This is a genomic window from Corallococcus macrosporus DSM 14697 (assembly GCF_002305895.1).
Lineage (GTDB): Bacteria > Myxococcota > Myxococcia > Myxococcales > Myxococcaceae > Myxococcus > Myxococcus macrosporus.
The window spans coordinates 3,733,049-3,748,116 of the sequence record NZ_CP022203.1; the positions used below are offsets into that span (position 1 = coordinate 3,733,049).

General features: G+C 70.8%; 12 protein-coding genes. 4 read left to right on the forward strand and 8 right to left on the reverse strand.

From position 1 onward, the window contains the following. Positions 1 to 95: 95 nt before the first annotated feature. The gene (locus MYMAC_RS15680; protein WP_095958679.1) at positions 96 to 1,460 is read left to right on the forward strand and encodes an OmpA family protein; all 1,365 of its coding nucleotides are present in this window, start codon (positions 96 to 98) and stop codon (positions 1,458 to 1,460) included. Between the two features lie 33 nt (positions 1,461 to 1,493). Here the strand turns inward: MYMAC_RS15680 and MYMAC_RS15685 are convergent, their stop codons facing one another. The 4 genes from MYMAC_RS15685 to MYMAC_RS15700 form a co-directional block, all read right to left on the reverse strand. Then, positions 1,494 to 2,237, reverse strand: a complete 744-nt coding sequence (locus MYMAC_RS15685; protein WP_095958680.1) for a L,D-transpeptidase family protein — start codon at positions 2,235 to 2,237, stop codon at positions 1,494 to 1,496. Between the two features lie 98 nt (positions 2,238 to 2,335). Then, complete coding sequence (locus MYMAC_RS15690; RefSeq protein ID WP_013939740.1) at positions 2,336 to 2,698, reverse strand: response regulator; 363 nt, start codon at positions 2,696 to 2,698, stop codon at positions 2,336 to 2,338. After that, positions 2,695 to 4,287 carry a DUF7125 family protein gene (locus MYMAC_RS15695; protein WP_095958681.1) on the reverse strand — a complete coding sequence of 531 codons (1,593 nt, stop codon included), beginning with the start codon at positions 4,285 to 4,287 and terminating at the stop codon, positions 2,695 to 2,697. Before MYMAC_RS15695 ends, MYMAC_RS15690 begins: the two co-directional genes overlap by 4 nt. An 18-nt stretch (positions 4,288 to 4,305) precedes the next feature. Then, positions 4,306 to 5,430: a hybrid sensor histidine kinase/response regulator gene (locus MYMAC_RS15700; protein WP_239989550.1), complete on the reverse strand. Its 1,125-nt coding sequence runs from the start codon at positions 5,428 to 5,430 to the stop codon at positions 4,306 to 4,308. Between the two features lie 201 nt (positions 5,431 to 5,631). Between MYMAC_RS15700 and MYMAC_RS15705 the strand changes: the two genes are divergently transcribed. Continuing rightward, entirely contained in the window at positions 5,632 to 6,207 is a 576-nt protein-coding gene (locus MYMAC_RS15705) for a hypothetical protein (RefSeq protein WP_239989551.1), read from the forward strand. 42 nt (positions 6,208 to 6,249) lie between these two features. On the opposite strand, the gene MYMAC_RS15710 is transcribed toward MYMAC_RS15705, so the two are convergent. Continuing rightward, positions 6,250 to 7,908: a M14 family zinc carboxypeptidase gene (locus tag MYMAC_RS15710; RefSeq protein WP_095958684.1), complete on the reverse strand. Its 1,659-nt coding sequence runs from the start codon at positions 7,906 to 7,908 to the stop codon at positions 6,250 to 6,252. Between the two features lie 473 nt (positions 7,909 to 8,381). After that, on the reverse strand, positions 8,382 to 9,113 hold the full coding sequence (locus MYMAC_RS15715; RefSeq protein WP_013939745.1) for a DUF7873 family protein: 732 nt from the start codon (positions 9,111 to 9,113) through the stop codon (positions 8,382 to 8,384). Positions 9,114 to 9,227: 114 nt separating this feature from the next. On the opposite strand from MYMAC_RS15715, the gene MYMAC_RS15720 reads away from it, so the two are divergent. Both MYMAC_RS15720 and MYMAC_RS15725 read left to right on the forward strand, forming a co-directional pair. Next, positions 9,228 to 11,912, forward strand: coding sequence for a hypothetical protein (locus MYMAC_RS15720; protein WP_095958685.1), 2,685 nt, complete (start codon positions 9,228 to 9,230; stop codon positions 11,910 to 11,912). Positions 11,913 to 12,062: 150 nt separating this feature from the next. Continuing rightward, entirely contained in the window at positions 12,063 to 12,644 is a 582-nt protein-coding gene (locus MYMAC_RS15725) for a GumC domain-containing protein (protein WP_095958686.1), read from the forward strand. Between the two features lie 164 nt (positions 12,645 to 12,808). Here MYMAC_RS15725 and MYMAC_RS15730 read toward each other — a convergent pair whose 3' ends face one another. Beyond that, on the reverse strand, positions 12,809 to 14,086 hold the full coding sequence (locus MYMAC_RS15730) for a J domain-containing protein (RefSeq protein ID WP_239989552.1): 1,278 nt from the start codon (positions 14,084 to 14,086) through the stop codon (positions 12,809 to 12,811). Positions 14,087 to 14,179: 93 nt separating this feature from the next. Then, positions 14,180 to 15,046 carry a hypothetical protein gene (locus tag MYMAC_RS15735; protein WP_239989553.1) on the reverse strand — a complete coding sequence of 289 codons (867 nt, stop codon included), beginning with the start codon at positions 15,044 to 15,046 and terminating at the stop codon, positions 14,180 to 14,182. Between the last annotated feature and the right edge of the window lie 22 nt (positions 15,047 to 15,068).

The following is a 15,068-nucleotide window of genomic DNA, read 5'->3' on the forward strand; positions in this document are numbered from 1 at the left end:
ACAGCCTGATACACGGGCGGGGGAGGGGGGCTGCCGAGGGTTGCCTGGTCGTCAGCCCGGGTGGCGGACAACTCGCGGAGCCGCCAGGTTGTGAGATGCTGTGTTCCCCCGTGGCCGCCATCTCCGCTCAAGTTCCGCTTCTCGTCATCATGGGTCTGCTCGCCACCTCCGCGCGCGCGGCGGAGCCGTCCGCCGTGGAGCTGCGGGCGCGCGAGGACCTGGACCGGCAGCTCCAGGCGATGGTGAAGAAGACGCCACCGCCGGAGATTGTCATCTCCTTCGAAGGGCTCCCCGGCGCCGGCACGTCACGGGGCTACAAGCTGGTGGAGGCGGACTTCCTCGTCAACGGCCAGCCCCTGGCCATCCCCGGCGTGGACAAGCTCAACGGCCCGGGGCTGCACCGGCTCGCGGTGCTCACGGTGGAGGAGGGCTCCTACACGCTCGTCTCCCACGTCACCTACGCCAACGAGTCGTGGAACCTCTTCAGCGAGGAGAGCGGCTTCCTCTGGAAGCTGACGGCGTCGGTGACGGTGCAGGTGCAGCGCGGTCTGCGGGCGCGGGTGCGGGTGCTCCCCGCCATCAACCCCACCGCGCCGGACCCCCGGCTGAAGCTGAAGCTGTCACACGACGTGGTGGCGGAGATGACGGCCGCGCCCGCGGACGTGGCCATTCCCGAGGTCCCGGACGCGGGCTCGCCCGTGGCCGCGGTGGCCCAGGCGCCCGCGAAGCCGCCGCCTCCGCCCGTGACGGCGCCTGTCGCGCCGCCGCCCGTCACCGCGCCGGTGAAGACGGTGGAGGCGCCGGAGCAGGGGCCGGTGGCGCCCGCGAAGCTGCTGCTCAAGGTGCTCGCGGGGCGGCGGCCCGCCGCGGCCACCGTGTACGTGAAGTCCGCCTCGGGAGCGCCGCAGCGGGTGGTGATGGACCGCAAGGCGCGCAAGCCGGTGGAGCTCATGCTGCCGCCCGGCGAGTACCGGCTGGACGTCCTGTCCCAGGGCTACCTGGCGCAGTCGCGGAAGGTGACGCTCTCCCGGGAGGCGGCGCCCACCGTGTCCTTCACCCTGGCGAAGGCGCCGGTGAAGAAGTCGCAGAAGGTCCGCGTGAAGAAGGAGCTCGTGGTGCTGCCACGCGCGCCGCGCTTCGCGGAGCGGCAGGCGGCGCCGCGCAAGGGGTCGACGGCGGGGCTGGCCCTGCTGGTGGACATGTTCGTGCGGGATGAAAGCCTCCGGCTCCGCATCGAAGGCCACACCGACAACAAGGAGCGCCCCGCCGCGGCGGCTCGCAAGGCGCTGTCCGAGGCCCGCGCCAACGCCGTGGCCAAGGCCCTGGTCGACGCGGGGCTGGAGGCGTCGCGCATCGACACCGTGGGCCTGGGGGACTCCCGGCCCAAGGCGCCGAACCTGTTGCCCCGCGGGCGCGAGCTCAACCGCCGCGTGGAGTTCGTGCTGCTGCGCGCGAAGTAGGGCGGGCCGGCGGCGGTCCCGGGCCAGGGACGCTCAGCGCCGGGCTGTCCGCGCGGGCTTCACGAGGTACCGGCCCGTCTTCCGGTCCACCGAGGTGGCGGGGACGCGCCGCGTCTCCTCGAACTGGAGGTAGGCCGGCTGGAGGCTCTGCCAGAACGCGGCGAGCGGCGCGTCCGGTGCCAGCCGCTCCGCCAGCGCGGCCATGCCGGCCGCGTCGAGCCGGCGAGGGAAGATGTGGATGGGCACGTCGCGCCGCGTCTTCGCTCGGGTGTCCAGCGTCATGAGGTACAGCTCTTCGATGGGGCCGTCCTCGATGGCGATGCAGCCGATGCTCACGCAGTCGCCGTGGACGTAGATGTCACCGCCCAGCGACACCCCGGCCACCTGGTGGAAGCGGTCCGCCGCGTTGGGGTAGCTGACGCGCATGGACAGGTGGTAGCTGCTCATCGGGTTGAAGAGGTCGATGGTGTAGAACCCCTCCGGCACCTGGAGGTCCCCCTGCCGCCGCTTGGGGCCCAGCTCGCCGGAGGCGGCGCAGAAGGGATACGTCCGCACCTTCACCAGGGGACCGGCGCGCGTGCCCGCCCAGACCTCCAGCTCGCGCTCGTGTTTGAAGGCGCGCAGGTAGAGCTGTTCGGGAGGCCAGGCCACGCCCGCCTTGCTGAAGAGCGCGGCGACCTGCTTTTCACGCGCCTTGCGCGCCGCGGCGACCCGGTCCGCGGCGTGCGAGGCGGGGGCCAACAGGAATACCCACAGGGCGATGGCGAGGAATCTCATGGGACGGCGGCCTCCTGACGGCGACCTCCGGTCAGCGGACCGGCGGTGCCCCGAGCGTAGCGCCCGGGGCCGGGAGGCTCCAACCCGCCCGAGGGGTGCTACGCCGCGAGCGGCGCCAGCTTCTGCACCTGCTCCAGCAGGCGCTCAAGAGAGAAGGGCTTCTTGAGGAACCCCGCCCAGTCGTAGTCGGGCGGCCGCACCGACGGGTCGATGGCGCTCATGATGAGCACAGGCAGTGACGCGAACTCCTCCATGCCGCGGATGGCCTGGATGGTCTCGAAGCCATTCATCACCGGCATCATGACGTCGATGATGGCCAGGTCCGGGCGCGCGTCCTTCAGGCAGTCAATGGCCTCCCGGCCATTCGCGCAGGTGACGACCCGGTAGCCCTCGTCCTCGAGGATGGACTTCACCGCCTCTGCGATGTCCATTTCGTCGTCGACGACCAGAACCGTCTTCATGAGCGCCTCCGCCCAGTGGACCGGGTGGCCTTCCGCTTGGGTTTCCGGGAGGACTTCTTCGCCGCTGCCTTGGCGCCCATGGGCGGCTTGCTGGAGGGCGATTTCGCCGGCGCGCCCCTCAACACGGCGTGGCCGGTGAGCACGGCCTCCGCGCTCTCGAAGGTGTCCGCGACGGTGATGCCTTTGTCGGTGATGGAGAACTCCCGGATGCCGCTGTCGTACTGGCTCTCCCGCATCTTCATGATGGAGAGCAGCCGGTAGAGCTGGGAGCGCAGCTCCACGTAGCGCAGCAGGATGACGTTCTCCACGTAGGCGGCGGCGTCCGGCTGGGGTGAATCCACGCCCGGGGAGAAGAGCGCCGTCTCGTCGGAGTAGACGGTGGTGACGTCCAGCATCCGCAGTTGGTGGGAGAGCGCGGAGAAGAAGCGGCTCATCCGCTCCGGGTAGACGCTCGCCGAGCGGAACCCGGCGACGCTGTCGACGAAGAGCCGCAGCCGCTTCACCTTGCGCTCCTGGATGCGCTCCAGCAGCCGCTCCGCGAGCGCGTCCAGGTTGTGCTCCAGCGGCGGCTGCCATTGGATTTCGATGAGCCCCTCGTCCACGAACCGCTTGAGGTCGCTCATGCCCACGCCCTCGGCCTTCTCGATGAGGCGTTGGGACGTCTCATAGAAGCCGAAGTAGACGCCCGGCTGGCCTTGTCTGGCGCCCTCCAGGAGGAAGCGCAGCCCCAGCAGCGTCTTGCCCGTGCCGGGAGCGCCCAGCAGCAGCGTGGTGGACCCCGAAAGCAGCCCGCCGTGGAGGGATTCATCCAGGCGGGGAATGCCGAAGGCCATCCGCACGCGGGGCTCCTCGGTCTGCTCCGTGGGGTTGGAGAACTGCACCTCGGTGCGGGGGTGGACGATGATGCCCCGGTCGGAGATTTCCAGCTCGTGCTTGCCGAGCAGCGAGTCGCTGCCCCGGAACTTCATCGCGACCAGCTCCCGGACCGCGCGCGGGCCCGACAGCCAGAGCGACAGCTCGAAGACGCCGTCCACCGCGGTGGTCTCCGGCGGCAGGTCGCCGGAGTAGTGCGGGGACAGCAGCAGCGTCGTGCAGCCGATGATGCTGACGAAGGTCTGCAGCTCCTGCAGGAAGCGCTTGTAGGTCAGGTCCCCGCGCGCGAACTCCTTCGCCGCGTCCATGCCATCCAGGATGAGCAGCGTGGCCTGATGGGCCCGCGCCGCGCGCCGCAACAGCTCCAGCAGCCCCTTGAGCCCTTCGGTCTCCAGTTGCCGGTAGCCGCTGAGGTAGTGGAGCTTCTCCGGGATGACCGTCGCGTCGAAGAACGACATGGCCTCCAGGTTCGCCAGCATGCGGGCGTGGGACTCCGTGAGCAGCGTCACGTAGAGCGCCTTGCCCCCATGCTTGACGTGCCAGAACGCAATCTGGTGCGCCAGCACCGTCTTGCCGGACCCGGGAGGCCCCAGCAACGCGTAGGACGCGCCCTGGAGCAGGCCACCCTTGGTGATGAAGTCGAGCCGGGGGACGCCCGTCTCCAACCGGGGAGGTGCCGCCTTCCGCCCGCTTCCGCCTTCTTCCCCTGACGACACGACAGGCCTTCCTTTCGGTCAGTACGCTTCCGCCCGGTGCCGGGGCAGCGTGACTTGAAACGTCGAGCCCGCACCAGGCCGGCTTTCGACGGTGAGTGTCCCTTCGTGCGCCGCGACGATTTCGCGGGCGATGTAGAGCCCCAGGCCCAGCCCGTCCGAGCCGCCGGAGGTGGCCGCGCGCTCGAAGCGGTTGAAGATGCGCGCCTGGTCCTGCTCCGCGATGCCGATGCCCTGGTCCCTCACGCGAAGCTGGAGGGTGTCCGCCTGTGCCTCCACGGAGAGCTGGACGGGCTTGCCTTCGCCATAGCGGAAGGCATTGGTGAGCAGGTTGCTGATGACCTGCTCCAGCCGGAGCCTGTCCCCCGCGAGCAGCACGGGGTGGCTGGGGAGCGCCAGCGTCAGGTCCACGCCCGCGGCGCGCGCGTTCATGGCCAGGCGCTGGGCCACGTCGCGCGCGGCCTCGGCCAGGTCCATCATCTCCAGGTGGAGGCGCAGCCTGCGGCTCCCCACGCGGGACACGTCCAGCAGGGTGTCCAGCAGTTGTTGCAGCCGGACGAGCTGTCTCAGCGCGGGCGCGGTGCTGGCCTCGATGGTCTTCCGGGACAGGGTGTCGCCCGGCGTGCGCGCCAGGTGGTGCAGCACGCGCTCCAGGTTGAGCCGCAGGGCGGTGAGCGGCGTCCGCAGCTCATGCGCCGCGATGGCGAGGAACTCGTCGCGGGCCCGCACCGCCGCCTGGGCCCGTGACTGCAGGCGCAGCAGCGCCTCGACGTTGGCGAGCAGCTCGTCGTCGCCCAGGGGCGTCGTCCAATAGGCGTCCGCCCCCTGCGCCAGGCCGCGGAGCCGGTCCTCGCGGCGGACGGAGACGGCGGACAGGTGCGCGATCAGCAGGTCCCGCGTGTCCTCCTGCTCGCGCAGCCGCCGGCAGACCTCATAGCCGTCGATGTCGGGCATGTGCACGTCGAGCAGCACCATGTCCGGACGACCGCTCGCCAGCCGGAGCGCCTCCGTGCCGCTGGTGGCGTCCACGACGTGATAGCCCGCGTGGGTGAGGATGCGGCCCGTGAGGTAGAGGACGGCGGGCGTATCGTTGACGTTGAGGATGGTGGCGCGCCCCTGCGCCTCGTCCTTCGTCCGTCCTGACACGCCGCTGGATGTCATTCCAGGAAGATGGGCTTGGCTTCCGCCGAACGGAATCCCTCCGGTGTGACGTGGTGCCGGGAAATGTGTGCGATGCAGGACATCCCGCCGCCCCACGGCGGATGGATGGGACTGAATAGGCCCGCGATGCATGCGTCTGTCCCCATGAACACGCAAGCGGGCCCCAGAGCTCACGAGGACGCATCCATGAACCGCATCGCTACCGCGCTGGTCGCAGCCCTCCTTCTCACCGGCAGTGCGCAGGCCCAGGGGCATGGCCCCCGCTCCTCGCGCGTGGAGCGGCGTGAGCTGCGCGATGACCGCCGCGACCTGGAAGCGCTGAGGAAGGTGCTGTCCCGCTTCGACGCCGCCTGGGCCAACCGGAGCGAGCGGCAGATGGTGAGCGTGGAATCCAGCCTGCGCAAGCTGCTCCGCGCCGAGCTGGCGGAGAGCCAGCGGGAGCTGGCCAAGGACTGGGAGGCGTCACGGCGGACCCGGCGGAACGCGCGGGTGTCGCAGTGGGGCGGCCCCCGGGCGGCCATGTGGGGACGGGCCGAGGCCGTCAACGCCCGGGGAGACCTGCGCGCCGAGCACGCCGCGCTGCGGACGCGGAAGGCCATTGCCCGGGAGCTCGATGAAATCGAGGGGCTGCGTCAGCCCGGGGCCCTGCACCACAAGCGCACGCTCATCCTGGAGCTCATCCAGGTGGCGGAGCGCGAGCTGAACCAGAGCCGGCGCGAGGTCCGTGACGAGCGCCGCCCCCATCACGGCTGGCGCCGCTGAGCGCCCGCCGCACGGCCCCGCCCGCCAGGCCCGGCGGCGGGGCTACTCCGCCTTCTTCGGCGCGGTGGCGGCGCCCACCACGCGGTGCACCGGGTACGGCTCACCCACGGTGATGGCGCCATCAAGGTACTGCCACCGGCAGAACCCGTCGTCGGAGTGCGGCTCCAGCAGGTACACGGCGAGCGTCCCGGCGCGCTGGGCGGTGGGCACGTAGAGCGTCCCCGCGGGGAAGTCCCGCGTGGTGCGCTCCGGGGCCACCGTGAGGACCGTCTCGAAGCGCACCGGCTTGGGCTTCTGGCTGAGCGGCACCTCGGCCTCGCCGGGCGGCGGCACGTTGGCGGCCACGTCGGGGCTGAACGTCTCCTCGCGCCGGGCCACGCGGTAGCTGTCCACCGTGAAGGCGCGGGCCTTGGGCAGCCGCTCGAACTGGATGCCATGCCCCTGAAGCCGCTCCGCCAGCTCCGCGGGCGCCAGGTAGGCCTCCGGGGTGCTCACGGACTGGGTGGGGACGAAGGTCCGGTGGTGCGGCATCGCGTAGGTGCGCTTGCGCCTTCCGGGGTAGCGCCGCGCGGTGATGCTCGCCTCGTCGAAGGCGAGGATGTTCGCCGTGTCCCCGGGCCGCGCGTAGGCGGGGTACTCGAAGAGCAGGGCCCCCTGGTCGTCGCGCGTGGCCACGCCGTAGTTGATGCCGACGAGCGTCTCCACGTCGGGGGACTTGCCCCGCGCGATGATGTCCGCCTGCGTCTCGTCGGTGATGGCGCGGTAGGTGGCCGCGTTGCGGGCCGCGTCGCGGAAGAGCTCCAGCAGCCACGCGCGCATCACCGCGCAGCGTCGTGGAAAGTCGATGTAGCTGTACGTCTCCAGGAGCACGTCCAGGCGGCCGAGCAGGCCCCGGTAGTGGCTGCCGAAGCGCGGCAGCGCCGGGTACGTGTGCCACCCCGAGCGCGGGTCTCCTTCGCTCTTGTAGTTGCCGTACCAGAAGCTGTCGAAGCCGTGGCGGCTCCGCACCGCCTTGGCGACGCGCTCCAGCATGCCCCGGTTGTAGGCGCGCAGCTTGGAGAAGAGCGGCTCGTTCGAATGGGACGTGTCGAAGGTCAGGTCGAAGGCGTGGATGCTGCCGTCGGTGGTGTGGCAGTCGATGAAGACGTGGGGCCACCAGGTCTGGTGCAGCGCGGCCATGGCGCGCGTCTCCGGGGCCTCCTGCTTCGTGCTGTCCCGGTTGAGGTTCCAGCCTTCGCCCGTGTAGCGGGTGCCCACGCCGCCCTCGGGGTTCACCTGCCCCTCGAGCTCCTGGAGGTTGAGCCTCCGGTTGTTGGGGCTGATGCGGTCGTTGCCGTCGGGGTTGAAGTCGGGCACCAGCACCAGGCACACCTTGTCCAGCAGCGTCTGCCCCAGGCGGGTGAGCGTGAGGTCCCGCGCCAGCGCGAGCACGGCCTCCTTGCCCTCCACCTCGCCCGCGTGGATGTTGGCCTCCACCATCACCACGACCTTCTTCTGCTTGCGCGCCTGCTCGGGCGTGAAGCAGCCGCGGTCGCTCACCACCAGCGCCACCAGGGGCTGGCCTTCACCGCTCTGGCCGAAGTCCACCCGGCGCGCGAGCTTCGTGCGGCGGCACAGCGCATCCACGAAGGCCAGAACGTCGGAGTGCAGGGACGTTTGCGTGTAGTTCGACGCCTCGGCGCGGGTCAGCAGCGGGTCCATGGGGGCGCATCCGAGCGCTCCCGCCCGGGCGCGTCAAGTCCCGCCGCGCCGCTCGAAAAGAGTGGGCCCGAGCAGGGTGTCCTCCTGTCCGGGCCCGGGGTGCTGCCATGGATGAGACCCGCACGTTTAAGTTCCTGCCTGCGACTGAGACCTCGGGTCCTGCGATTGAACGACCGCCGCGCAAGGTGGAATGGAGCGGCGGGCTGGAATTGCACCAGCATCACGAGGGAGGGGGCGGGAACGGTCGATCGGGCCTGCGACAGCGAATGCTGAGTCTGGAGTGAGATTTTGAGTCTGGGGTGCTTCGCGCGCTCGTGATGCCGCCTGCCTCTACCGTGATTGGGCTACCCCGCCGCATGGGATGAGTGGCGGGGGCAGGGCTCGAACCTGCACTGGGGGACGGCCGGAGAACGCTCGGCGTGAAGCTGCTGCTGAGTTTGAGTCTGGACTCCAAAAGGTCTGCGGCCGTGAGTCTAGCCGAACAGATAGCCGAGGAGGGCCTCGCCGGCCTTCATTTCCTCCACCTCGACGGCGTTCGCCTCTTCGCGGGCGAACTTGACGGCCTGCTGCAGCTTCTCCACGCGCTCCAGCAGGTCATTCACGCGCGTGGCGGGGAGGGCGCCGGAGAACTTCACCGTCTTCCAGTAACCGACGACGATGTCCTCGTAATAGACCTCCACCTGGGCCGGGTGCTTCTCCGTGGCCTCGGACTTCACGTGGTTGCGGGGGACCTTCTTCGTCTTCGCCGTCTGCACGGGCTCGGTGGCCCACAGGCCCTGCGCCGGGTCGGGAACCCACGACTCCGACGGGTCCAGCGTGGGCAGCTTCTTCACGAAGGTGTGCAGGTCCACGAGCTGCTTCTCCAGGAACAGGAGATACGTGGCGGGGACACCCTTGAGCAGCACCTTGCCCTCCACGCGCACGTCCGCCTTCGCGTGGCAGTTGGTGAGGTCCTTGGTGGCGGTGACGTCGAAGAGCCGGGTGAGAATCTCTTGCGTCTTCTTGAGGACGTCCTGCGTCCGAACCTGCACGCGGGTGGACTCGGGGGGAAAGCGCTCACCCTCTTCGTCACGGGGCTGATACGTGCGGGAGATGCCGCTGAGCAACTGCGGCTTCTGGAGGTCGTGGTGGGCCTGGGTGAGCTCCTGCTGGGAGCGGTTCTTCACGCCCTTCTCGACGGCGATGATCTGGTTCAGCTTCGGCATGACGCGACATCCGTTTCCTGAAATTTGTTTTCCGCCTCGGACGCAGCATGGCGGCCTGCCCTGACATTTGATGTGATATCCAGGTCTGTAGGGATTTCAAGAGAGGGGACAGCCATGCGCAGCTCGAAGTTGGGTTCCACGAGGGTTTCGAAGTCGAAGCCCGCCGCGCCGCGTGAGCAGCCGAAGGCCACGGAGAAGCCGGCCGCCTCCACGACGTCACCCTCGCGGAGCACCTTCGAGCGCACGGCCACGGCGCCCCTGAACCTCACGGGCTTCGCCGCGCCCCAGCCCGCCGTGGCCCAGCAGGCGCGGGCCTTCCTGGGGCCGCAGGGCCAGGCCCTCCGCGGGCAATCGCTGGCGGCGGCGCGGCTGGCCCGGGAGCCGCTCACGCCGAGCGCCCAGACGGTGAGCACGGAGCCGCTCCTCGCCGAGGAGGGCGCGGCGGATGCGCCCCCGGCGGACGCGGCGGAAGCCCAGGCTCGCGCGGAGGAGGCGCGCGCGGCGGTGGGGCGCAACCCCGACACGGTGGCCCAGGACGCGGACGCCGCGCTGCAGGCCATGCGGGAGGCGAACGACCTGGCGCTGGCGGAGAACCAGCCGCCGCCGTATCCCCACGCGGAGAACGTCCAGGACGCCGCCGCCGCGGCCCGTCTGGATGCCCAGCAGCAGACGGAGTTGTTCGGGGCTCCGCTGGCGCTGTCCCAGGCGCAGCAGGTCGCCGCGGACGTGGCCACGCTCGGCGCCGCGCGGGACCCGGCCGCCGCCGCCGTGGAGCTGGAGCGGATGCTGGCCACGGCGTCGCCGGAATACCGCGAGGCCCTGCTGTCGCAGCCCGACGTGCAGCGGATGCTGGAGGGCTTCGCGGCGTATGAGCCCTCCTATGAACAGGCTGAAGCGTACCGGGCGGGGATGGAGAGCCTGGTCCGCCTGGGCGACGCGCTGGGGGCGCAGTCGCGCCTGCTGACCGACCCGATCGCACGCGGCTACCCGAGCAACCCCATCAACCTCACGTTCCTGGACACGCTCCGGGCCGTCACCGGCGCGTCCCAGCCCATGGCGGACTCGTCCGGGCTGGGCTTCGCCATCTCCCTGGACGCTTCACTCACGGCCATCCAGGGGGACATGGTGGCCAGTGACGTGCGCGGCATCGCGATGCAGGGCCTGGTCGCCGCGGAGGGGGAGTTCGAGCAGGTGGCCGAAGAGGTCGCCGAGCTCCAGCAGCAGCTCGCGCTCTGGCTCCAGGACATGGGGCCGGCGATGACGGACGCGCAGCGGCAGGCGGCGCTCGACAGCTTCATGCAGCAGCACGCGGAGCTGTTCGCCCGGTTCGAGCAGTTGGGGGGCCTGCTGGCGGGCGCGGCGACCTCCATCGACGCGAACTTCATGCGCGCGGGCAATGACGCCTACGACAACCACGCCGAGCGCATCCTGCTCTCGTCGGAAGCGCTGGGGATGACCCGCGCGGGCAGCCAGTTCTTCCAGGACATGGTGGCCAGCGCGAACCCGGACCAGCCGGGGTTGATCGACCACGCGCTGACGCTCGCGGAGAACAGCCCGGACTTCGCCAGGGGCGCGGCCACGGTGTGGGTCCAGGCGCTCGGCAATCACGCCGCGGAGCTGATGGCGCGCGGGGACACCGCGTCCGCGCGGGTCCTCCTGGAGGGCCCCATTGGCAAGTACGCGGCGTTGTTCGGGCTAGACGAGTCGAAGTTCCAGCAGGTGCTCGGTGAGCTCGACAAGCTCCTCACGGCCGCACCCACCACCGGCCCCCAGGCGCAGGCCGCGTTCCAGGAGGGGCTCCAGAAGATTCAGGGCCTCATCGGCGACAGCCGGTTGCTCAGCGCCTTTGGCGGCGTCGCGCTCGGGTTGGCGACCTTCAGCTTCGCCCAGAGCATGGAGGTGCCCGAGGACCTGGGAGACGCGCTGAAGCTGGCCTCGGACGCGGTGGGTATCGGGCCGGACATCGCCGCGGTGGCCGCGAAGATGATGGGCAACAGCTCCGCCGCGTCGTGGATCGACAACGTCGGCGGCAAGGTCCTCTCGCGCTTCGGCGTGGGCATCGACGTCGTGCGCTCCATCCACGCCTTCGCCAACGGCGACGCGGAGATGGGGGCCGCGCTCGGGCTCCAGGCGGTGGGCGGCGCGGTGATTGCGTTTGGTGGCCCCGTGGGCTGGGTGGTGGGCGGCGCCATCGTGATTGGCAGCGCCCTGTGGCAGGGCGCCATCGAAGGCGAGAGCGACCGCCGCGAGGCGCGCGAGGAGTTCCTCATCAGCGCGGGCGTGCCGCCGGAGACGGCGAAGCGGCTAGCGGCGGCGCCGGACGGACGTCTGCAGCAACTGGCCGCCATGGGCCTGGACTACGAGCAGATCATGGCGCTGGCGGAGTCCAACTCGCCGCTGCTCGGCGATGACACGACGCCTGAACGCCTCACGGAGCTGAAGGAGATGGGCTTCACCGCGAGCCAGCTCGTGGAGCTCAGCCGGACGTCTCCCGACCTCTTCACGCAGGAGTCCGGCAACGGCTTCAACATGGAGCGCCTGCGCGACTTCATGCGCCAGACGGGCATGGATGCCGCGGCGCTGACGGACTTCCTGGGCACGCTGGCGGCGACGGTGCCGGAGAGTGGCGGCGGGGCGACCTCGTTCTTCTTCCAGGTGTTCAACGCGCCTGGGAACGCGCCGCGCACCGAGGCGGAGTGGATCGCGCGGTTCCAGGAGGTCGCGGAACACTGGCGGGACCGCGACCCGCAGAAAGCCGCGCTGTTCGACGCCGCCGTGGCGCACCTCCAGGCCCACTAGCCGCTGGGAGCGCTCCGTCCTTCGCTGGCCCGGGGAGCCGGACGCCCGGGCCTTGTCCGTCGCACTGTGTGCGTCCGTGGGGGTGAGCCCTCATGCATGACGTCAGCACAGCGCCGCGCCCGGAAGGCCGCGCGGAAGGAGACACGCGTCATGACGGAGCAAGAGGCCTATGTGAAGCAGATGGATGCGGAGAAGCAGCGGCTCGACGCCCGGATCGCCGAGACGGAGGCCCAGGCGGACGTCCGCCAGGCCAGCGACGAGCTCAAGGACATGTCCGCGATTCGCCGCGTCTTCGACACGTTCCGTTCCAAGCTGGACGCGCTGAGCAAGCGGGAGACGCGGAACTTCGACCAGGGCAAGGCCGAGCTCCGGAAGTCCTACGATGACGCCAACCAGGCCGTCATCGAGATGGATGCGAAGATGGCGCTCGTCCGTGCCGGCTACGAGCGCAAGCGAGAGGCGGAGCTTCGAGCGCTCGGCGCGCAGGTGGATGGCTGGGATGCGTCCATCTCCCAGTCCCGCGCCGAGGACTCACGGCTCACGCGGCAGGAGCTCCAATTCGTCCGCCGCTCGCTCAATGATACGGAGGCCGCCCTCCGCCGGCTGATGAGCAGCCACGGCGCGGACTGGTCCAAGCTGAAGAAGGACTACGAGGACTCGTGGCGCGAGCTGCGGGAGCGCTCCGAGAAGATTCGCGCGGGCGAGGAGGTACAGCCGTCCTCCCCCGCTTGAGCCTCTCGCACGAGGACCGGGCCCGCATGGAAGGTCCGGCCTCGTGCCCGTGCCGCGCGGATTTCGTGCTCGGCTTGTTCGTGTTGGGGCCGGGGATGCCGTCAATAGGGCCCGTGTCGCCGAAGCTCCGGCCCACCGTCTGGACGCGCGTCCAATGGGCCTGTCTATGAAGTTCTCCTGCGCACGTACTCCCAGGCCTCGATGATCCGGCGCGTCTCCTCCTGCGCCAGGGCCTGAAGTTTGGGGCCGAGCTGCGCGACCTTGTCCGGATGGTACTGGGCCACCAGCGCCAGATAGGCCCTGCGGGCCTCCGCGAGCGGCGCCCCGGGCGTGATGCCCAGCACCTCCCACGCGGACGCTACCGGCGCCGGTTCGGGCGCGCGCGGTGCTTCAGCGCGAGGCTCCGGCTCAGGCTCCGGCTCCACGTCCGGAGGTTCGTCTGCGTCCGCGTTCGAGTCGTTCTCGTCTCCCTCGTCCGATTCGGCGCCTTCCTCCGCGTCGTCGTCCGCACGGACGTCTTCGTCGCCCGCGTCGTCGTCTTCGTCCTCGGGCTCGGCGGAGGGAGGCGTGGGCACTTCGAAGCCCACGCCGCAGGTGGCGCACAACAACCGCTCCTGGCGCTCGCCCGAGTCGGAGGGAACGACCCGCGTGTCGAAGCAATCGCCACACACGATGTTGCGGCATGACTCGCAGCGCGTGGCGGAGGGCGCGTCCTCCAGGTCCTGGCCGCACCGGGGACAGTCGTCAGGCAGCGGGGCCTCTTCACCGCAGCGCACGCAATGGGCCCACGCGCGGTCCAGGCGGCGCTCGCACTCCGTGCACTCCAGGTGGCCGCCGCTCGCGGGGTCCCAGTGCTTCGCCTCCCCGCACCACGGGCAGTAAGGCATCAGCCACGCCAGCTTCCCGGTGCAGTCCTCCGCGTCGCAGTCGAACTCGAGCCGGTAACCCAGGGCCTGCGGCTCTGGCGTATTGGCCTCGTCGAATGACTCGCCGCACGCCCAGCAGTGATTGAAGCGCGGGTGGGAGGGCGCCTCGCACGCGACGCAGACGGGGTTGCCGTGCTCGGCCTTCCATTCCACCTCGTCACCGCAGCCAGGACAGAAGCCCATGGCCTGCGTGACGCCCGGGTGCTGGCAGGTCGCCCGCTCCGCCCGAGCGGCCCGCTCGCGCTGGCCCGGCGGAGCGGGGAAGGGGGGCTTGATGCCTCGCTCCGTCAGGTGCTCCCACCAGCAGGCGCGGCAGACGCGGCCTCGGGCCTTGCGGTGCGCCTGCCCGGGGACCACCGGGCGCTGGCGGAAGTCACCGGCCGCCAGGACCTGCGTGCCCAGGCACACCTGGCAGACCGTGTCGCCGCAGACCTCACAGCTCCCCGCGAGACGGCGGACGCCCAGGCCCAGGATGCCGGCGGTCAGCACCTCCCTGCAGCACGGGCAGGCTCGCATGGACTCCTCTCGTGGGAAGGCCGGGCCGGAGGGGCTCGGAGGTCGGGTGGGCCCCACGCATGCCCCATTCAGCCTGCCAGGTCCAGCGCGCGCTCAGGGGGCGCCGCCCGCCCGAGGTCGTGGCTCGCAGCCGATGCGCCGGGGCCCCACGGCGAGGTCGTCCAGCCACCAGTCGGTGGGCACGGGGAGCCCCTGGTAGAGGAACACGCCGGCTTCCAGCACCGTGAAGTCGGTGACCTTCTCGCGCACCGGCCGCTGCTGGGTGGGCGGCTCGGAGAAGACGAACGTCTCGGGCCACTGGAGCTCGGTGCCGTCGAGCCAGACGCGCGGCTCCGCGGCCTCGGGCTGCGTGCCATTCGCGCCGTCGAAGAGCCACTCCAGACAGGCCCAGTCACCGAGCACGAGCGGCGTGTCCGACAACCGCACCCATTCCGGAAACCCTGGCGGCTCGGGCGGGTGCCAGATGGCCATGTACCGCTGCCGGTAGGTGGCGACCTCGTACCAGTCGAGCGTGTCCATGGCTCCGCCCGTCCGTCCGGGCCTGGGGTAGCGGGCATTGAAGAGGCCCGCGTGTGACATGGGGCGCGCGGGGGAGGTGTAGACGTAGACGCGGCCCCACAGCACCGGCCCGAAGCCGGCGGGCAGCTCGAAGCGCAGCGTCTTCTTCGGGCCACCCTGGCTCCCCTCCGTGCCACCGGCCAGCGCCCGGGCGTGCAGGGCGTACCGGCCCCGATAGGCCCGGGTGTCGTCCACACGCAGCGTGCCGCTGAACTCGTCGCGGTAGGGCGTCCAGCCGGCCGGGATGCGGCCCTCCTCGAAGTCCCAGCAGAGCGTCCCGGGGGGCTCGCAGCCGGGGGCGGGGCGCTCGCCGGCCTGCGTCGCGGGGCGTGGATGGGCGCAGGACACGCCCAGGAGGACCAGCATCAACGGGGGGACCCAGCTCCGGCGTCGGGCTCGCATGTCACGGTCCAGTTCGGTGAAC

Bases quoted from the DNA above. Each gene is read 5' to 3' on its own strand.
- MYMAC_RS15685 (WP_095958680.1), bottom strand. From the start codon at position 2,237: ATGAGATTCCTCGCCATCGCCCTGTGGGTATTCCTGTTGGCCCCCGCC.
- MYMAC_RS15710 (WP_095958684.1), bottom strand. From the start codon at position 7,908: ATGGACCCGCTGCTGACCCGCGCCGAGGCGTCGAACTACACGCAAACG.
- MYMAC_RS15720 (WP_095958685.1), top strand. From the start codon at position 9,228: ATGCGCAGCTCGAAGTTGGGTTCCACGAGGGTTTCGAAGTCGAAGCCC.
- MYMAC_RS15715 (WP_013939745.1), bottom strand. From the start codon at position 9,113: ATGCCGAAGCTGAACCAGATCATCGCCGTCGAGAAGGGCGTGAAGAAC.
- MYMAC_RS15690 (WP_013939740.1), bottom strand. From the start codon at position 2,698: ATGAAGACGGTTCTGGTCGTCGACGACGAAATGGACATCGCAGAGGCG.
- MYMAC_RS15680 (WP_095958679.1), top strand. From the start codon at position 96: ATGCTGTGTTCCCCCGTGGCCGCCATCTCCGCTCAAGTTCCGCTTCTC.
- MYMAC_RS15735 (WP_239989553.1), bottom strand. From the start codon at position 15,046: ATGCGAGCCCGACGCCGGAGCTGGGTCCCCCCGTTGATGCTGGTCCTC.
- MYMAC_RS15730 (WP_239989552.1), bottom strand. From the start codon at position 14,086: ATGCGAGCCTGCCCGTGCTGCAGGGAGGTGCTGACCGCCGGCATCCTG.
- MYMAC_RS15705 (WP_239989551.1), top strand. From the start codon at position 5,632: ATGAACCGCATCGCTACCGCGCTGGTCGCAGCCCTCCTTCTCACCGGC.
- MYMAC_RS15725 (WP_095958686.1), top strand. From the start codon at position 12,063: ATGACGGAGCAAGAGGCCTATGTGAAGCAGATGGATGCGGAGAAGCAG.